General features: G+C 43.9%; 16 protein-coding genes. 8 read left to right on the forward strand and 8 right to left on the reverse strand.

From position 1 onward, the window contains the following. Positions 1-31: 31 nt before the first annotated feature. On the reverse strand, positions 32-2,386 hold the full coding sequence (gene metL, locus CEX98_RS01830) for a bifunctional aspartate kinase/homoserine dehydrogenase II (RefSeq protein ID WP_099640436.1): 2,355 nt from the start codon (positions 2,384-2,386) through the stop codon (positions 32-34). A 4-nt stretch (positions 2,387-2,390) separates the two neighbouring features. Continuing rightward, positions 2,391-3,611, reverse strand: coding sequence for a cystathionine gamma-synthase (gene metB / locus CEX98_RS01835; protein WP_099640437.1), 1,221 nt, complete (start codon positions 3,609-3,611; stop codon positions 2,391-2,393). A gap of 345 nt (positions 3,612-3,956) precedes the next feature. Between metB and metJ the strand changes: the two genes are divergently transcribed. After that, positions 3,957-4,277, forward strand: a complete 321-nt coding sequence (gene metJ, locus CEX98_RS01840; protein ID WP_010368921.1) for a met regulon transcriptional regulator MetJ — start codon at positions 3,957-3,959, stop codon at positions 4,275-4,277. A gap of 244 nt (positions 4,278-4,521) precedes the next feature. Here metJ and CEX98_RS01845 read toward each other — a convergent pair whose 3' ends face one another. Continuing rightward, positions 4,522-5,763, reverse strand: coding sequence for a malic enzyme-like NAD(P)-binding protein (locus CEX98_RS01845; RefSeq protein ID WP_099640438.1), 1,242 nt, complete (start codon positions 5,761-5,763; stop codon positions 4,522-4,524). A gap of 730 nt (positions 5,764-6,493) precedes the next feature. Next, a complete protein-coding gene (gene rpmE, locus CEX98_RS01850) occupies positions 6,494-6,709 on the reverse strand; it encodes a 50S ribosomal protein L31 (protein WP_010607053.1) in 216 nt (71 codons plus the stop codon). A gap of 214 nt (positions 6,710-6,923) precedes the next feature. On the opposite strand from rpmE, the gene priA reads away from it, so the two are divergent. The 5 genes from priA to CEX98_RS01875 all read left to right on the forward strand — a co-directional run bounded on the left by priA (position 6,924) and on the right by CEX98_RS01875 (position 11,994). Continuing rightward, positions 6,924-9,095 (forward strand): primosomal protein N', encoded by a 2,172-nt coding sequence (priA, locus tag CEX98_RS01855; protein WP_099640439.1) that lies wholly within the window; start codon positions 6,924-6,926, stop codon positions 9,093-9,095. A 14-nt stretch (positions 9,096-9,109) separates the two neighbouring features. Beyond that, a complete protein-coding gene (locus CEX98_RS01860) occupies positions 9,110-9,640 on the forward strand; it encodes an SPOR domain-containing protein (RefSeq protein WP_099640440.1) in 531 nt (176 codons plus the stop codon). Between the two features lie 70 nt (positions 9,641-9,710). Next, a complete protein-coding gene (hslV, locus tag CEX98_RS01865) occupies positions 9,711-10,229 on the forward strand; it encodes an ATP-dependent protease subunit HslV (RefSeq protein WP_099640441.1) in 519 nt (172 codons plus the stop codon). 11 nt (positions 10,230-10,240) lie between these two features. Further along, positions 10,241-11,569, forward strand: a complete 1,329-nt coding sequence (hslU, locus tag CEX98_RS01870; protein WP_099640442.1) for an HslU--HslV peptidase ATPase subunit — start codon at positions 10,241-10,243, stop codon at positions 11,567-11,569. Positions 11,570-11,619: 50 nt separating this feature from the next. Beyond that, positions 11,620-11,994, forward strand: a complete 375-nt coding sequence (locus CEX98_RS01875) for a gamma-butyrobetaine hydroxylase-like domain-containing protein (protein WP_099640443.1) — start codon at positions 11,620-11,622, stop codon at positions 11,992-11,994. A gap of 186 nt (positions 11,995-12,180) precedes the next feature. On the opposite strand, the gene CEX98_RS01880 is transcribed toward CEX98_RS01875, so the two are convergent. The 3 genes from CEX98_RS01880 to CEX98_RS01890 form a co-directional block, all read right to left on the reverse strand. Then, the gene (locus CEX98_RS01880; protein ID WP_099640456.1) at positions 12,181-14,061 is read right to left on the reverse strand and encodes a methyl-accepting chemotaxis protein; all 1,881 of its coding nucleotides are present in this window, start codon (positions 14,059-14,061) and stop codon (positions 12,181-12,183) included. A gap of 105 nt (positions 14,062-14,166) precedes the next feature. Continuing rightward, positions 14,167-15,219: an MJ1255/VC2487 family glycosyltransferase gene (locus tag CEX98_RS01885; RefSeq protein WP_099640444.1), complete on the reverse strand. Its 1,053-nt coding sequence runs from the start codon at positions 15,217-15,219 to the stop codon at positions 14,167-14,169. Beyond that, positions 15,216-15,740, reverse strand: coding sequence for a phosphatase PAP2 family protein (locus tag CEX98_RS01890; RefSeq protein ID WP_099640445.1), 525 nt, complete (start codon positions 15,738-15,740; stop codon positions 15,216-15,218). The genes CEX98_RS01885 and CEX98_RS01890 overlap by 4 nt, the downstream gene beginning before the upstream one ends. A gap of 158 nt (positions 15,741-15,898) precedes the next feature. On the opposite strand from CEX98_RS01890, the gene rraA reads away from it, so the two are divergent. Continuing rightward, positions 15,899-16,402 (forward strand): ribonuclease E activity regulator RraA, encoded by a 504-nt coding sequence (gene rraA / locus CEX98_RS01895; protein ID WP_099640446.1) that lies wholly within the window; start codon positions 15,899-15,901, stop codon positions 16,400-16,402. Positions 16,403-16,420: 18 nt separating this feature from the next. Next, positions 16,421-17,473 carry a formimidoylglutamase gene (locus tag CEX98_RS01900; protein ID WP_099640447.1) on the forward strand — a complete coding sequence of 351 codons (1,053 nt, stop codon included), beginning with the start codon at positions 16,421-16,423 and terminating at the stop codon, positions 17,471-17,473. Positions 17,474-17,489: 16 nt separating this feature from the next. Here CEX98_RS01900 and CEX98_RS01905 read toward each other — a convergent pair whose 3' ends face one another. Next, complete coding sequence (locus CEX98_RS01905) at positions 17,490-19,274, reverse strand: EAL domain-containing protein (RefSeq protein ID WP_099640448.1); 1,785 nt, start codon at positions 19,272-19,274, stop codon at positions 17,490-17,492. Between the last annotated feature and the right edge of the window lie 8 nt (positions 19,275-19,282).

Raw genomic sequence — 19,282 nt, forward strand, 5'->3', positions numbered from 1 at the left:
TGATGTGATATCGGCGTTATATCAATTGGTATTATTTTGAATTCAGGTTTTGGGTCAGCCAGAATAAATCAGAGTGGATCCCAGCGGCTGTAACTTCTTTCCCAGCACCGGGCCCTTGGATCACCAATGGGTTTTGTTCGTACCATTTAGTATGGATCACAAAAATATTATCGCCAGGCGTTAAGTTTGCAATCGCTGAACCATTTGGTACTTGTGCAATGCCAACTTTTGCAGACACTTTGCCATTGCTCGCAATTTCAAGCGCACCGGTGTAACGCAGCGCTGCATCGTTGGCGCTGGCTTGTGCGTAATGTGCCGCATAAAAATCATCAAGCTGCTGGCGGTTCTCCAAAAACCGTTGCCATGAACCTGCACTCAGTGAGGATGGCATGAGTGCTTCCAACTCAATATCATCAAGCTCTAACTCAACTCCTAGCTCTCTGGCCAAGATCAGTAGCTTACGCTGCATATCACGGCCCGATAGATCTTCTCGCGGATCAGGTTCCGTAAAGCCAAGCGCTTGCGCTTCCAGTACTAACTCAGAGAAGGCCTTAGTACCATCATAACGACTGCATAACCAAGATAAAGTACCAGAGAAGACCCCCTCAATTTTCACAACTTCATCGCCGCTATTTTGTAGATCCGCTAAAGCAAAATTAATCGGTAGTCCAGCCCCAACACTGGTATTGTAACGCCATAGTAAGTTACGCTCTTGCAACTGCTGGCGTAACTGCGAGTACCAACTTTGTTTGGCTGTACCTGCGTATTTATTCGCGCTGATCAAGTGGCAGTCGTGTTCTATAAACTTAGGATATAGCTCACTGAAGCCTTCACTCGCAGTGATATCAACAATCACCTTATGCTCGTAATCTAACTCGTTGATACGAGTAAATAACTCAGTTTCATTGTACTCTATGGCTTCGTTTTGCCATTGCTGCTGCCATAAATCAAGATTGAGCCCACTTGGACAAAACAGCATTTGCTTGGAGCGCAGTAGACCCACCAGCTTGAGATCGAAGTGTTCACTCAGTTTACCAACCTGCTGTTTGCACTGCTCAATAAACACTTCCCCAACATTACCAACACCTGCAACAATCACAGCAAGCTCTCTGCCTTTGTTGACCAGACGCTCATGTAATATGGCGAGCAAATCACTATCAATAGATTGATCGGTTAAAACCAAGCTATAGTGAGGTGCTTGCAAAACAAAACGAGTCACAATTGCGTTATCATCTAGAAGCTCTAGCGCTTGTTGATGCAATCCTGCAATATCTTGACTTGGTGCGACAATCGCAAACCCCTGAACTTGAGACTCGATAATATTGGCACGAGAATCTAATGCGTTAATAACCACATGACTATACTCAGATGGCACCAATAGATGTGCTTCTCCACCTTTAATAAAATGATGGATACTATGCTGGATCCGTTGACTCAACTGCTTTACTTCACCATTATTTAGTTTTTCAACTCGCAGTAAATCAAGCTGTCCAAAGGTCGTGATAAAGCGCTTCTCTTTGCTGTATCCCGCTTTGACAATCTCAGTGCCCAGCGCTTCGGGATCAAAGCTGCTTCGTACTTGTAGTTTAATATCGGTATCTTTCAGTGGTGAAAGTGTTTTGGCATGCAATACTGGATTACCAAGACGCGCCAATAACTCAGCCTGACCTCGGCATACTTTAGTGTACTTAATAGCATTGACTACTTTGCGTGGATCGGTACTAAAAACGCCAGTTGTATCCGTCCAAATCGACACTTGTGCAGCATCAATGTAATTTGCCAATAAGGTGGCGCTGTAATCGCTACCATTTCGGCCTAGAGTCACAGTTTCACCTTGGCTGTTAGCTGCGATAAAACCCGTTACAATATGGATAGCGTTGTCACCAATCGTGTTATAGCACGCCTCTTTATTCAGAGCATGCAGTAATACGCCGTCCTGTTGGACAAATAACTTTCTAGCATCAATGTCCTTTGCTTCAATACCTTGCGAGCTTAAGTAATTAGCTAGTATACGAGCCGACCACAACTCCCCATGTGCCAATAGGCTGGCATAGTGAAGTGTGCGTGCTTCACGTCCTTGCGCAATGGCCTGTAACTCATTAACAAGCTGCTTGAGCAAAACAGCGTGTAGATCACCGCTAAACAGCGCATCTATTAATTCACGCTGATGGTTTTCTACTTGTAACAAGACATCGTTAAAGGCACGGGCATCTTGCTGCTCAAAACTCTGCCAAAGCTTCACCAAAGTGTTGGTTGTTTTACCTGCGGCAGAAACCACCACGCTGTCACCTGGCTGACACTGTTCTAATACTATCTTAGCAACGGCCTGATAGCGCTCTGCAGAGCTTAAACTTGAACCACCAAACTTATGTACTACTTTTGCCATTTACTCACCACAACGCTACTGTATGTGCAGGCGTTAGCTTGAATGACTTAGCATCATCAGTCGCCTGATTTTCATCAATACACGCAAATCCAGATTCAAGATCTGCGATTAAATCTTGTACGTCTTCAATTCCAACGGAGATACGGATCAGTGTATCGCCTACCCCAGCTTCTAATCTTGCCTGCGGCTCCATACCAGCATGTGTCATTGTCGCTGGATGGCAGATCAAACTTTCTACCCCACCTAATGACTCAGCCAAAGAGAACTGCTTTAACGACGTTAAGAATTTCGCAGAGGTTTGTAAATTGCCTTTAATATCAAAACTTACCATGCCACCAAAGCCTAGCTGCTGCTTTTTCGCAAGCTCATGCTGCGGGTGTGATTCAAGACCAGGATAGTACACTTGACTAACATAAGGTGATTGCTCTAGATATTGTGCAATTAATTGCGCGTTTTCTTGGTGTTGGCGCAGACGCACTTTTAATGTACGCAAACCGCGCAATGTCAAATAACTGTCAAAAGGCGCGCCGGTGATACCAATATTATTTGCCCACCAAGCTAACTCATCCCCTAACTCTTGTGTCCGCGCTATCACCGCACCGCCCACCACATCAGAGTGACCATTAATGTATTTGGTTGTTGAATGTACGACAATATCAACACCGAAGGCGATAGGGTTTTGCAGTGCTGGTGATAAGAAAGTGTTATCGGCTGCGACCAACGCGCCCACAGCATGAGCGGCTGTTACAACGGCTTCGATATCAGTTAACCGTAAAATGGGGTTGCTTGGGGTTTCTATCCAAACCAGTTTAGGTTGGATTTCCTCAAGTTTTGCTAGACTTTGTGGTTGAGTTAAATCTAATACCACCAGCTTGAGCAAACCACGCTTTGCCAATGAGGTAAATAAGCGGTAACTACCACCGTAGCAATCATGTGGGATCACCAGCGTATCATCATGGTTTAAAAGTTGAGTAACTAGGTGAACCGCCGCCATACCGGTTGCGGTAATGATGCCACGCTTACCCCCTTCAAGTTCGGTCAGCGCTTCTGCAAGCACATCACGATTAAAGTTACCACTGCGGCCGTAATCATAGTCGCGCTTGGTATCAAAATCGGCAAAAGAATAGGTCGTCGAAAGGTAAAGAGGCGGCACTACAGCACCATGTGCTTTATCTGCTTCTATGCCATGACGTACTGCAACCGTCGATTTGTTACTTTGACTCATAGGGTCACCTAGATAGTTGGATGTTTAGACGTCTAAAAGGTTAGAGCAAGAGAAAGTAGAAGTCAAAACATTTATACCGCTAAATGGCTAAATAACTAGTATTTGACTATCTTTTTTAAACCGATAAAATTTCGCCACTCTAAGGCGTTGCTAATACGACTGAGTTATTGAAAACTATGGCAGAGATTCATTGATCTCGCTATAGCGGATTAGTTTATTCAACTGTTCGAGATCAGGTGTTATCTTTTATCAGTAAAGATTTCCCTGTGTTACTGGTTTAGTTGAATAAAATAGATCAGAACCCAGTCATATTGGCATTGATGTAACTGAGGCAAGTACACAATTATGGCAAAATGGAATGGTGAGTATATTCACCCATATGCAGAACACGGTAAAAAAGCAGAGCAAGTAAAAAAGATCACGGTGAGCATACCTCTGAATGTACTCAAAGTGCTAACTGATGAGCGTACACGTCGTCAAGTGAATAACTTACGTCATGCCACAAACAGTGAGCTACTGTGTGAGGCGTTTTTACATGCTTTCACAGGTCAGCCACTTCCCAGTGATGAAGACTTAAGGAAAGACAACCCAGAGCGTATTCCGTTAGAAGTTAGACAAATAATGGAAGAACGTGGGTTAGAGATCCCAGAAATAAACGAAGAGTGATCGTTACTCTTCTATTTTCTTTGGAAATACAGACAAAAAAAGCCTCAATCGAGGCTTTTTTCATATTTGGGATAAGTTGATCATACCAAGTTTATACCAAATGTATTAAGTAAATGCGCAACTTGAAGCACAGAAATAGCTTTAGTAACTAGGCAAAAAATTTGCTATTTAGTTGTTCTAAAGCCAAAATTTTAATGCAGTTAGCGTCTGCTAGCCTCCCTCAAGTAGCACAAAAAAGGTGATATTATTCCATGTAGCCCACAGGCATCTCGATTTGCGCTACGCCAGACTCAACAGCCGCAGTCGCAACCGCCTTTGCAATACGTGGTAGCAAACGCGGATCCATCGGTTTTGGAATGATGTACTCGGCACCAAACTCAAGGCTATCAACATCAGCTGCTTTTAAAACTTCAGCCGGCACAGGCTCTTTTGCAATGCTTCTGATCGCCTCAACCGCTGCGATCTTCATTTCATCATTGATGGCCGTAGCACGGACATCTAGTGCACCGCGGAAGATAAACGGAAAACATAAAACATTATTTACTTGGTTTGGATAATCCGAACGACCCGTTGCCATAATCAAATCGTCACGGGCACCATGTGCTACGTCAGGGCTGATCTCAGGATCTGGGTTAGAGCAAGCAAATACCACTGGTTTATCAGCCATCAACTTAAGGTCTTCAGGTGACAATAAATCAGGACCAGATACACCAACAAAGACATCGGCTTCGGCAATAACGTCTTGTAGTGTGCGCTTATCTGTATTGTTTGCAAACAACTCTTTGTATTCGTTGAGGTCATCACGGCGAGTGTGGATAACCCCTTTTCTGTCTAACATATAGATGTGTTCACGCTGTGCACCACATTTAATTAGGAGTTCCATACAAGCGATAGCCGCAGCACCTGCGCCTAAACACACAATGATGGCATCATGAATATCTTTACCTTGAATTTCTAGCGCATTTAGCATACCAGCTGCTGTCACGATTGCAGTGCCGTGTTGATCATCGTGGAACACAGGCACATCACAGCGCTCGATTAGGGCACGTTCAATTTCAAAACATTCAGGCGCTTTGATATCTTCTAGGTTAATACCACCAAACGTATCTGCAATATTTGCAACTGTGTTGATGAAGTCTTCCGTCGTGTTGTGCTTTACTTCGATATCAATTGAGTCAAGGCCAGCAAAACGCTTGAATAGCAAAGCTTTACCTTCCATAACAGGCTTAGAAGCCAATGGACCTAAGTTACCTAAACCTAAAATTGCGGTTCCGTTACTGATCACTGCAACCATGTTGCCCTTTCCAGTATAACGATAGGCGTTCGCCGGATCTGCCGCGATTTCACGTACTGGCTCAGCAACACCTGGGCTGTATGCTAGTGCTAGGTCTTTGACGGTCTCGGCAGGTTTAGTGAGTTCAACACTGATTTTACCTGGAACGGGCTTCTCGTGATAATCTAGAGCTTGTTGACGAAAGTCTGTCATGGCGCGATATTTTCCTACGAAGTTAATGTGAGAGTGTGGTAAACGTTCGCATTCTGAATGTTGGTTGCTCAACGATGTCTACAACCACAGACAGTGCGATTAACTATATGAGCGACGACATTACACAGCGTTAAAGCACAATGCTATGCGCAGTATGTCAATAGGACATATAGTTAATCGACCGTATTCACACAATACCGAGTTTTATTCATTATTCAAGTAAAATCAGGTCTATCCACTGGACCCGCTATTTTTTGTATTTTCCGAGAAGATAAGCCCAATTTTAAGAAAAATTTCACAATTAAGCTGGGTAAACGGCAAAGAAAATGAGCTAAAAAGCGCCCTAACATGGTGAAAATTAATGCAGATGTAAAAACCCTAAGATAAAAAACGAAAAACGGAAACTTTATCAACTTTGACTACAATATAGCGACACTTAACCGCATATATCCCGATTTTATGCATAGTAGACTCACTTCTTTCGATATCAATAACTATATTCGTTTTCGCTATTTTCACAACTTAAGCTCATAAATATTCAATATCAACGAGCGAAATAGAGCTTTTACTCCACTCTCAGCAAGAGTAAAGATTTACTGCCAAATTGACAGATTTTTATATTTGGAAGGAACAACTTGGCAAGAGGAAAAGAAGAGTGCGCGAAGGCGGAGTAAAAATACAGGCACAAAAAAAGCACCCTAAGGTGCTTTTTCCGACTAGACCAACAAGATTACTTCTTGCTGCTAAGTGCACCGAAACGCTTGTTAAAGCGATCAACACGGCCACCTGTGTCAAGGATCTTCTGCTTACCAGTGTAGAACGGGTGACATGCAGAACATACGTCTAGGTGAATATCTTTACAAAGCGTTGAACGAGTTTCGAACTTGTTACCGCAAGAGCACGATGCAGTGATCGTCTCGTAATTAGGGTGAATACCTTCTTTCATAGCAACCTCTAGTTAAGGCCGTATCGCTCTCCAAACCCGAAGTCTGGCACCATACGTAGTTATACAAAAATGTGGACGCGTATTTTAGTGGTTAACTGAACAATCTACAAGCAATATTTCAGAGTTTTTTCTATACCTCTCTGTCTGCGTTTTCAATTCACACCACCTTAGGTATATACTTCGTCCCTGCGCTCACGTTATGGAACTGTAATACATGCTGATCCTTGAAGTAGCTTTAAAGCTGCCACTGCACCGAACGTTCGACTATCTGCTCGCACCAACCATGCAAGTTGAGCCTGGAATGAGAGTCACCGTGAACTTTGCTAACCGCCGCGCCACCGCCATTGCAATCGCGATAAAAGACAGTACCGACGTACCACAAGACAAACTAAAACCTGTCATTGAAGTGTTAGACAGTACGCCTGTATTTACCCAATCGCAGCTCATTTTTTTGCATTTTGTTTCGCAGTATTACTGCCACCCTATTGGCGATACACTCTTTACCGCTCTACCTGCCGTATTAAGAGATGGAGGGAGCCCAGACAAAACCCAGGTCCCTATTGTTAGACTGACAGAAAAAGGCCAAAAGCTCCCCACGCTACGGGCAAAAAAACAACAAGCACTACTTTCTCAATTATACGAAGGAGGTGGGATCAAACTCAGTGAATTAAAAGCGCTTGGCTTTACCAATCAAACCATTAAAGCGCTGGAAGAAAAAGGACTGATTGCACAAGCGATAGAGCATGACAACAACTGGGCGCAAAGCGAGTTAATGCTGGGTGAAAAGCCTAGATTAAACGACCAGCAAGCCACTATTTGCAGCGCCGTAAATGCACAAGTCGGCTACCGTACCTTTTTAATTGAAGGGGTAACGGGGAGTGGCAAGACCGAAGTATATTTACAGTGCCTCGAAAACATCATCAAGGCGGGGAAACAGGCACTTATATTAGTGCCTGAAATAGGCCTGACACCGCAAACCGTTAATCGTTTCAAAAAGCGTTTTAAACACTTACCTATAGACCTATGGCATTCAAACTTAACCGATAACGATCGCCTCCATACTTGGCGACGAGCGGAAAAAGGCATTAGCGCGCTAGTCATTGGCACGCGCTCAGCTATCTTCTTGCCCTTTCAAAAGCTAGGCATGATCATTGTTGACGAAGAACATGATAACTCATTTAAGCAGCAAGAAGGTCTGCGCTATCACGCCAGAGATCTTGCAGCATTTCGTGCACACCAAAGCAACTGCCCGCTTCTTTTGGGCACAGCAACACCTGCGCTAGAAACACTTCATAAAGCCATTACCAACAAATATCAATTGCTGACACTGAGCAAACGAGCACAAACTCAGCATGATAATCAGTTTCATCTTGTCGATATGAAGGGACAACCTGAACAGGGTGGCTTTTCACCAATGAGCCTACATTGGATGGAAAAAACGCTCGCTCGCGGCAAGCAAGTTATGGTGTTTTTAAATCGACGCGGCTTTGCACCAACGCTCATGTGCCACGAATGTGGCTGGCTCAATACCTGTAAACATTGCTCTACCAGCGCGACATATCACAAGAATATGAACCGCTTGGTGTGCCACCACTGTGGTGAACAAGATTTTGTACCAAGACAGTGCCCCGATTGTGGCAGCACGCAAATTATGCCCACAGGGCTTGGCACAGAACAGCTCGAGGGCTTTTTAACAGAGCGTTTTGTTGATATACCAGTTACCCGAATAGACAGAGACTCAACACGTCGTAAAGGCAGCCTTGAAAGTGCCCTTGACGAAATTAATCAAGGCGGTGCTCGTATTCTGGTTGGCACCCAAATGCTCGCTAAAGGGCATCACTTCGCCGACGTCAATCTTGTGATTATTTTAGATGTAGATTCTGGGCTCTATTCTTGCGACTTTAGAGCCACCGAGCAAATGGCGCAGCTAATCACACAAGTAGCAGGCCGCGCTGGCCGCGCTGGTGAGGCAGGAACAGTGTTACTACAAACACACTTTCCCGACCACCCTTTATTGCAAGATCTTATTAACAATGGCTATGGTGATTTTGCTAGATATGCCCTTCAGGAGCGTGAAGAAGCAATGCTACCTCCTTTCGCTCACTTGGCAATTATTCGCGCCGAGGCCACCAATATCAATACAGTATTGCGCTTTTTGTCGGATTTGGTTCCAGCTACCCCCTATCCTGGTATACAATTGCTAGGTCCAATTCCAGCACCGCTAGAGAGAATCGCTGGAAAGTTCAGATACCAATTACATATACACGCACAACAACGCACTGTGCTACGGAATTACCTTTCGCAACTTGCGCGTTATATTTCAACGCATGAGTCTGCGAATCGAGTTCGCTGGAGCATAGATGTAGATCCAATGGATAGCTATTAGAAATCAAGTAACCTATGGCACAGCACGATTACATCAATAAGAAACCCAAAGGCAAGGGGAAAGACAAGCCTACTTCGTCAGGTAAATTTCCCATTTTCGCTACTGTTTTCGCAATTTTACTCATCAGCGGTTTTGCTTATGGCCTTTGGTACATCAAAACCAATGCCGATCCTCAAGAAGTAGAACAGGCGAAAAACCCACATCCAATTACAGAGCAAAAAACTTCAAAACCAAAACCTCGTCCGCCTGAGTTCATCGAAGAAATAAAGAACCATGAAATAAAGGTCGAAGTTAAAGAGATAGAAAGTAAAGGTCCATACCAAATGCAGTGTGGCTCATTCAAGACCCATAGTCAGGCTGAAGCAATGAAAGCCAAAGTAGCATTTGCAGGGTTAATTGCAGAGATCCGCCGTACAGAAGGCAGCAATGGAGTGTGGTATCGCGTTCGTTTAGGCCCCTACGATACCAAGCGATTAGCCGAAAGCGACAAGAACAAATTACAGCGAGTTGGGATATTTGGCTGCGGGATCTGGGGCTGGACTTGATTTTTATAAGTCCACCCATATTTCCTACTAATCTTGAGTTACACGGGCACAGGCCCAAATAAGGATCACTATGACTACCATCGTTAGTGTTCGTCGTGATGACAAAGTGGTTATCGGCGGTGATGGCCAGGTTTCACTTGGCAACACAGTTATGAAAGGCAACGCACGTAAAGTTCGCCGCTTATACAATGGTAAAGTACTAGCAGGCTTCGCTGGCGGTACTGCAGATGCATTTACACTATTTGAACGATTTGAAGCAAAACTAGAGATGCACCAAGGCCATCTCACCAAGGCAGCCGTTGAAATGGCAAAAGATTGGCGTACCGATAGAGCTTTAAGAAGGCTCGAAGCCCTGCTTGCGGTAGCCGATGAAACAGCATCACTCATCATTACAGGTAATGGAGATGTTGTACAACCAGAGCATGATCTCATTGCGATCGGCAGTGGTGGTAACTTCGCACAAGCAGCAGCGACTGCGCTCATTGAGAATACAGACCTAAGTGCGAAAGAAATCGTAGAGAAAAGCCTAAAAATTGCTGGCGATATCTGCGTATTTACCAATAATTTCCAAACTATTGAAGAATTGTAATAGGACTCATCATGACAGCAATGACTCCAAGAGAAATTGTGCACGAGCTTGATCAGCACATTATCGGTCAAGACAAAGCCAAAAAAGCCGTTGCGATTGCGCTGCGCAACCGCTGGCGTCGTATGCAACTAGATGAAGAGTTGCGCGCAGAAGTTACGCCAAAAAACATTTTAATGATAGGCCCTACCGGTGTTGGTAAAACGGAGATTGCCCGTCGTTTGGCGAAACTCGCTAACGCCCCTTTCATCAAAGTTGAAGCAACTAAGTTCACTGAAGTTGGGTATGTAGGTAAAGAAGTAGAAACCATCATTCGCGACCTAGTTGAAGTTTCATTCAAGCTTACTCGTGAGCAGCAAACTAAAAAGTTTAAGTTCCGCGCCGAAGAAGCAGCAGAAGAGCGTATTCTTGATGCGCTACTGCCACCAGCAAAAGATGCGTGGGGTGAATCTCAATCAGACGAAAACTCGTCAACTCGACAAGTATTCCGTAAGAAGCTGCGCGAAGGCCAGTTAGACGACAAAGAAATTGAGATTGATATTGCGGAATCTGCGCCACATGTTGAGATTATGTCACCTCCTGGAATGGAAGAGATGACCAATCAGCTGCAGAGCATGTTCCAGAATATGTCTGGTGACAAGAAAAAGAGCCGTAAACTGAAAATCAAAGAAGCACTTAAGCTATTGATTGAAGAAGAGGCTGCAAAGCTTGTTAACCCAGAGGAACTTAAAGAACAAGCGATTGAATCGGTTGAGCAAAATGGTATCGTATTTATCGATGAAATCGACAAAATCTGTAAGCGTGGCGAATCTTCAGGCCCAGATGTAAGCCGTGAAGGTGTACAACGTGATTTACTTCCATTGATCGAAGGTTCAACGGTCAATACTAAACACGGTATGGTAAAAACTGACCATATTTTATTTATTGCTTCTGGCGCGTTCCAGATGGCAAAACCATCAGATCTTATTCCTGAGCTACAAGGTCGCTTACCGATCAGAGTTGAATTAGAAGCGCTAACAGCCGGTGACTTCAAACGTATTCTAACCGAGCCAAATGCTTCTTTAACTGAGCAACAGCAAGCACTACTGAAAACAGAAGACGTTACTATCGACTTCACTGATGATGCGATAGTCAAGCTTGCAGAAGCGGCATATCAGGTTAACGAAAAAACCGAAAATATCGGTGCTCGCCGCCTTCACACTGTAATGGAAAAGTTGATGGAAGAGATTTCATTCGATGCAAGCGAAAAAGCAGGTGACACGCTAACGATTGATGCAGCTTATGTTGAACAGCACTTAGACATGCTGGTCCAAGATGAAGACTTAAGTCGTTTCATCCTGTAAAAGAACATCAGAAGCGGAGCAAGACTCCGCTTTTCTTTGAGTCATAATTTATGTACCAAGTTACCAAACTCCATTACCACAAAATTAGTAAAGTACTTGATGTTTATTTTGAGGATGAAAGTTGCTTTACGCTTTCCGCAGAGTTTTTACGAACACATTCACCATCAGCAGAAGTGCAAGGGCATAGTCCTGAGCAAAAGCAGCTGGTATTGAACAAACAAGACGTTGCTATAAAGGCAATCGAACCTGTTGGCCACTACGCTGCACGTATTATTTTTAATGATGGACATGACACCGGACTTTATAGCTGGCAGTATTTATATACCCTGAGTTCACAGCGCGACAAGCTCTGGCAGGAATATCAAGATGCGGTAGCAAAGCAGCAAGCGCAAAGAGATAGCGTACCAATCAAGTTTGTTCCTTAACTGAATTTCATTTCCACACGGCGGTTTTAAACTCAAATATTGAGTAAAGCTATTCTTGGGTGAAATAGCGCATTTACTTCATGCATTTGGTATAAGGGATAACAACTGCTAGAGAACAAGTTGTTACCCCAAACCCTGGTTATTTGATCAAGCAAATTAGTATTAGAGCCGCATAGCTTATGCGATTTATACTTTGTATTTGGCGATAGCTTCGTGTAATACCCTTGCCTGCTCTGCCACCTCTTCACTACTTTGGGCGTTAGAGTGAGCATGCTCAGAGGCACCTTGGGCAATATCTCTGATCTTGACCACGTTTTTATTCACCTCTGATGCAACCTGGTTTTGCTCATCAATGGCAGTGGCAATGTGGGTGCTCATTTCCATGATAGTTTGTACATCTTGCGTGATCATACTCAGTAGCTCACCAGCCTTCTCGGCTTGAGAAACGCTCTCATTACCTTGTTCGCGACATTGCTCCATAATATTAACGACTTCACGAGTACGTTGCTGCAAGGTCGAAATAATGCTTTCTATTTCTTGTGTCGAATCCTGAGTACGTTGTGCCAACGAACGCACCTCATCGGCTACGACTGCAAAGCCACGGCCCTGCTCACCAGCACGCGCAGCCTCAATTGCCGCATTCAATGCTAATAAGTTAGTCTGTTCTGCGATACCACGAATAACATCCAATACCGACCCGATAGTCTCACCATCACGCTCTAACTGAGCAACCACATTGGAAGCGCCTCCTAATGACTCAGACAACTGCATTATATGCTCAATTGTGGCGGTCACTTCTCGGCGACCTTGTTGTGCATTATCATTCGTTGTTTCAGCTTTGTGTGCGGCTTCACCGGTGTTGTGAGATATATCCTGGATCGTTGCCTGCATTTCCGTTGCAGCTGTTGCGACCATATCGGCTTCATGCAATTGCTCAGCCATGCCTGAGCTTGTTTGTGCAGTTGTTTCTGTTAGATGATTGGTCGCCTCATTAATCGTCGATAATGCACCACTGACATCGGCAATAAGATCTCTAAAGTCAGAAATTAAGCTATTAAAGTCGCGAGTCATTATGGTGATTTCGTCATTACCACTTTGCTCTATTTGCAGGCTTAGGTTGTTATCTCGGCGGATCCGCTCAATTGTTTGATACACTCGCTCGACAGGTTGAATAATTGAACGACTGGTTGAAAGCACCAAAGCCATCACAATAATACCAGCACTAACAAACACTCCTATGGCAAGCATTTGTGTCTGCTCGACATTCTCTTTAATGGCAGCTTTAGACTGATCAACCACAGTTGTAACCAAAGCATCACTCTTTTCGACGCTCTGCTTCATTTTGCCAAGCGCTCCACTATTGAGATCTAGACCAAGCTTCTCTTGTGCGTGAACTAAGCCCGAAAACTTAGTTTGATACACATTCAACAGCCTAAGTAATTGAGATTGATATTGCGACGCAAACCCAGCGCCCTTAATCTCTTGTGAAAATTGCCCGACAAGATCATCAAAACGCTTCAAGTACTTTGCATCTAAACGTAGCATAAAGTCTTTTTCGGCTCGGCGGAGTTGTAACATGGTCGCTAGCAACTGGTAATTTTGCTGCTCTTTCAATAAGGTCTCTACTTCATGCACCGCAGCTCGTAGTTCACCATACAAGGCATCTTTAGGGTGTAATCCGATGGTTTTTTGTAATTGCACCACCTTTTGAAAATCATCAAAATAACTTTTTGCTAACCGTTCAAGTTCGTTGGTACTGGTTAAATCAATACCAAAATCTCTAAACGTGGTTTGTAACGCGTCTAGCTTAGTTTGCAGTTGACGATATTCATTCTCAAACAGCTCGAGAGAGTCTTCTTGCTTATAAAAGAGGAAGTTCTTCTCATGCTTTCGCATTGCTAGTTCATGTATATCGAGCTCTTCTGCATATTGAATTGTTTGATTCAACTTCAGCATAGTACGAGCTTCGTACATAATCATCACTAACATAACAACCAAGGCAATCCCTACCACTAATGCATTCAATTGCAAACGACGTCTGATAGTCAGATTTTCTAATACCGCCATTGGCTTACCCACAATATTAATCACTCAGCTACATTATAGTAGAAGCCTTAGTAGATTACCTACAAGTCAGTAATTATTGCGGGTGTATATTACAAAATAATATATTTAAGCAGCCCTTATAAACATATTGTTTACATTTTGCCATAACTGATTGTGTAATGAGTCAATATCATGCCATTGACGACTCACTAGCCACTCCACCAATAAGCTGGGATCCGATGGAAAATAAAAGGATGCTGTCGCCTCTGTATGTAACCACTCTTCTAACGCACCTGCATTCAAATAATTCATAACTTGAGCATGTCCTAACTGAGCTAAAGTTTGCGCGTTATTTTGCTGTTCAAATTGGCCCGCTAACGGCTTTAACAGCAACTTTTTACCCAACTTCAATGCCTCACTCGACAACTCAAAACCAGCATTAGCAATAACTCCACTGGTGTTTTTAAGGTCTTGAATAAAGCCTGCTCGACAAGGCTTCCTTAAATGAATATGCTGCAAAGAGTCATTCTCAGCATCGGGGTGATAGCAATAAAACTCTTTATCTGGAAAGTCCTTGAGCAATTCAATCACATTATCCAGAGCTTCAAAAGGAAGATATACCAATACCTTATTAGTGATCGATGCACACTGGTCTCGCTCTGCCTCATACGGGATAAAAGGAGGAATAATGTGTTTATCAAAGGGCTGCCAATGTACTCCCAAGTGAATATCCGCAGGGGCAAAGTAACGGATCAACGCTCTGTGCCATGGTTGGACTGCAAACTGTGGCACAGCATTGTAAAGGTATGAAGCTTGATGGCTCATGGCAATAACTGGCACTTTAGCCATATTACCAGCCCATGCAGTAACAGGTTCAAAGTCATTAAAAATCAAATCATATTTTGAGACATCAAGTCGCCTAACATCTCGAATAAATTCACCAAATTTTAATGATTTAAATGTTTTCAACCGATTTAGCTGACCTTGCTCAGTCACAAACGATAAACCTCGGCAACTACGGTAATCACCAAAGTCATGCATATCAAAGTAGTTTTCTGAAGGACGGCCTGAAAAGAAGTAGTCTACCTCTATTCCCATGTTGCGAAAGCAAGCTGCCATTACTCGAGCACGAGTGGTGTGGCCATTTCCCGTTCCTTGAACACCATATAGTATTTTCATACAATTCCTAATATTACTATCGCTAAGCTTGCACAGGCAACGCCCATAGCAGCGCCAAGCACCACATCGAGTGGATAATGCACACCTACAATTACTCGTGACAATGACACACCAGCGGCCCAGATCATTAGCGGCACAGCCGCCACAGGTATTTGCTCTATCAGACAAGTTGCGTATAACCAAGCACCTGCGCTATGCCCTGAAGGTAGACTAAATTTATCGCTAGGGGTTAGTAGTGCTTTTACTGCATAACAGTCGCAGGGTCGCAATCTCGCAAAGCGGTTTTTTAGGTAGAAGTAAAGCGGCCTCTCGATCGCAAACGCCAATATCACAGTCAATGCAAACTGTTGGCCTAATTGCTCCAAAAATATGGCACATGCTATTGCCACCAGCACATAAAGCCCGCCGTTGCCGCTTTTGGAAAGCCCCAATGCTATCAATCTAAACCAGTTTCTTGGTTTAGGGCAAAACACCACAAAATATAATGCCGTGTCCAGCTCTGCTAGTTTTGCTTTCATCATCGTCGTCACGCCTAATTGCTCACAATATCAGCATAGAAGAGCAAAATAACAAATGGGTGACACTTTTAAGACACAAATATGTAAGTTGAATCAAAGCATTGCTAAGCACAAGTATGAGAGTATACTGGTTAACGACAATCAATATTCGAGGATTCAATATGGAATACAGCACTTCTGATCTTTGCGACCACTTCGCTGACGTGGTTGACGTGCTTGAGCCTATGTTCATCAATTTTGGCGGCCAGCCATCATTCAGCGGCCGTATTACAACAGTTAAATGTTTTGAAAATAATGAGCAAATCCAAGATGTACTGCAACAAGACGGAACTGGACGCGTATTGTTAATTGATGGCGGTGGCTCAACTCGTCGCGCACTCGTCGATATTGATTTGGCCGAACTAGCCGTGGAAAATAATTGGCAAGGCATTATTGTCTATGGTGCGGTGCGCCACGTTGACGAGTTGGAAGAAAGTGATATCGGTATTCAAGCCATCGCCTCTATTCCCGTCGCCGCCGATAGCAGTGGTAGCGGAGAAGTCGGCATTCCGGTAAATTTCGCAGGCGTATCCTTTTACGAAGATGATTTTGTCTATGCAGACTCAACGGGAATAATCATCTCTGCGGAAGAACTGATTTTAGAAGAAGATAGCGAAGATAACTAAACACCAGCAGTGACAGCCATGAATACAGCAGTTCGTATCTATGATGAAAGTGACATAACAGCATTAGTCAGCGCTAGAGACGGGGAAACTCGTATTTGGCAAAGCATCAGTTTTTTACAATGTAGTCATGGCTATGCGGCTTCTTTACGGGATGCAGCCCAATTTGGGATCCGATATGTACTACTCGGTATCCCTGAAGATATTGGCCCTCGTGCTAATTGTGGTTTAGGTGGTGCAGAGCTTGGCTGGCAAGCTTTTTTGAAACGCTTTCTCAATCAACCAAACAACCAATTTTTATCTGGCGACAAAATATTGCTGCTCGGTGAAGTGGATATACAAGCGATCCAAGCCACAGCCGCGCAGTTGGATAATGCGGATCCTCAGCAGTTAACTCAACTCAGAAATCTCTGTGCAGATATCGATGAGAAAGTTATAGCAACCCTAGCACCTATCTTTGCTGCGGGGCTTGAGCCAATCATCATTGGTGGCGGGCATAATAACGCATTCGGTATTTTGCAGGCGCATTTTGAGGCAACTCAACAAACGGCTGGGGCGATTAACTTTGATCCTCATGCAGATTTTAGGGCATGCGAAGGGAGACACAGCGGCAATGGCTTTAGTTATGCCCACCATGCTGGGAGTTTATCTCATTACCATGTTATCGGCTTGCATGAGCATAAGAATAACCAAACGATTCTTGCTCAATTACATGATGCCGGATTTGATTTTACCAGTTACCAAGCAATAAAAACACGACGTACAGTGAGTTTAGCAGCAGCGCTTGATAAAGCACTCACGTCCATACCACATAGCCTACCACTAGGGGTAGAGTTAGATGTTGACGCCATTGTTGGTATGCCAGCCAGCGCCCTTACCTATCAAGGGTTTACCAGTGACGATGCCGAGTACTTTGTATATCGTGCCGCCAGCAACCGCAATGCCAAATACTTACACTTATGTGAAGCAGCTCCCGCTCGACACCCACTTGGCGAGCTTGCTGGTGTAGCCCATTGTGGTCAAATACTGACTAACTTAGCAAATGCTTATTTGAGCACCCGCTTACAAGAGTAATAAACACACCAACAAGTTATTGTGGCTGATGTTGTTTCAGCCAACTGATCAAAATATTACTGTTCTGTGGCCTCGAAAAATAAAACCCCTGTGCAGCAACAGTACCAATGCTTTTAACAAATTCTAATTGCCCAAGAGTCTCAACCCCTTCGCCAATGACATGGCAGTCCTTTTGTTGATGCATTTCAACGATGCCCCGCACTAGTGACTTAGTATGGCCCAAGTTTTCTGGGGCTTGAGTCATATTTCTTGATAGTTTGACATATTCAAAACGTAAGGCTGGTAACTTTGCAAGTACCAAAGGCGCATCCCCAAAACTATCAACACACATTTTGATACCTAGGTTTTGCAAGCGACTGATCATGGCAGTTTCTTGCTCATCCAATTCGGCCAACATACTCGCGGGACACTCAATGATAATGGCACCGGGGTTTAACTGGTGGTTTAGCATAGTGTAGTCAATAAACTCGATAAAGCTCTCGCTCAATAGCTCTGTACCAAAAACATTAATGCTGATGGGGACGCTGATCTGTTCCATTTTCAAGGCAAGCGCTATTTCACAAGCGCGTTCAAATACATACTCAGCCACGGGAACCGCTAAGCCGACCAACCGGATATCATCAATAAATTCATTAGCGCTTAAAATACCTTGTTTTGGGTGCTGCCAGCGCAATAACAATTCCACAAACTCGATCCCATTGTCATCATGACGAACAACTGGATGAAAGTATAATTCGAATTCAGACCTAAAGTTGAGCTTGGCAAGCTCTGATAACCTGACTTGCTGCTCCAAGCGATGAATTTGCATCCGCTGCTGATAAGGAACAACTTGCTGATGACTGTTTTTTTGTTCCGCCATTTGCGTATCTAGGGCGAGAAAAACACACGAAATCAGATTTTCTAACTGCCCCATTTCTTCGTCACAGTTCACATAACTTGCACGCATCGTTATCTCTAACGTGCAACTGCCAACGTTAAAAGGTTTGAGTGTACTATTTGAGATTGCTTCAATTAGTTGTTCGTGAAAATGCCTACCATGCTTTAATGAACAGACGAAGGCAAAGTTTAGGCCTCCAAGGTGGGCCATTTTAGCGGTTTCATTGCCATGAGTGATAGCCATCACGTCACCTGACTGCAAACATTGTGCTATGCGATTTGCTGACTGTGCTAACAGTAAATCACCAAACTCACGCCCTAAATGGAAGTTAACTTGTTCAAACCCCATCAAGCGGATCAGTACCAACATGCAAGGACTGCTCTCTGTTTGGCGGTACTCGTTAAATGCACGTTTAAAGCTTTGTCGACCAGGTAAGCCCAGACTCTCATGTTCACCCTGATCTTCGTCATGATCATTTTGGTCTTTCTCATTCGAAACGGTGTAAGCCTGATAACCTAGTAGCAACACATACATGCTTAAAATAGTGATAGCGGCATATTGCGCTGGCAACTTCCACATATACTCAGATACTGTCCACATCACCAAAGTGACAATGGCCACTGCACTTATAAGCAAAAACCCACTTTTTTGCTCTTGAAGGCTGTGAAACAAATACAGCAATAAACTCAATGCCAGTAGATATAGGAGCGTAACATGACCTGTGAAGGCAAGTAGTATTGCAAGAATTGCGCTGCTGAGATGAGCAAACTTTAGCATTCCTTCAGAGCGCTGTAGCAGCAAAGCTAGAGCTCCCATTAAAAGTGCGCCGACAATCCCCGCCATAAAAGGCGTAAGAGGTAGCGTTATCCCTTCAGACAGCAATAATTGCGTGGCTCCGCCACTTGCTGTTGAAATCAAAAGCATAATTTGTT

The sequence above is a fragment of the Pseudoalteromonas piscicida genome, from assembly GCF_002744175.1.
In the GTDB taxonomy this organism is placed as follows: domain Bacteria; phylum Pseudomonadota; class Gammaproteobacteria; order Enterobacterales; family Alteromonadaceae; genus Pseudoalteromonas; species Pseudoalteromonas piscicida_B.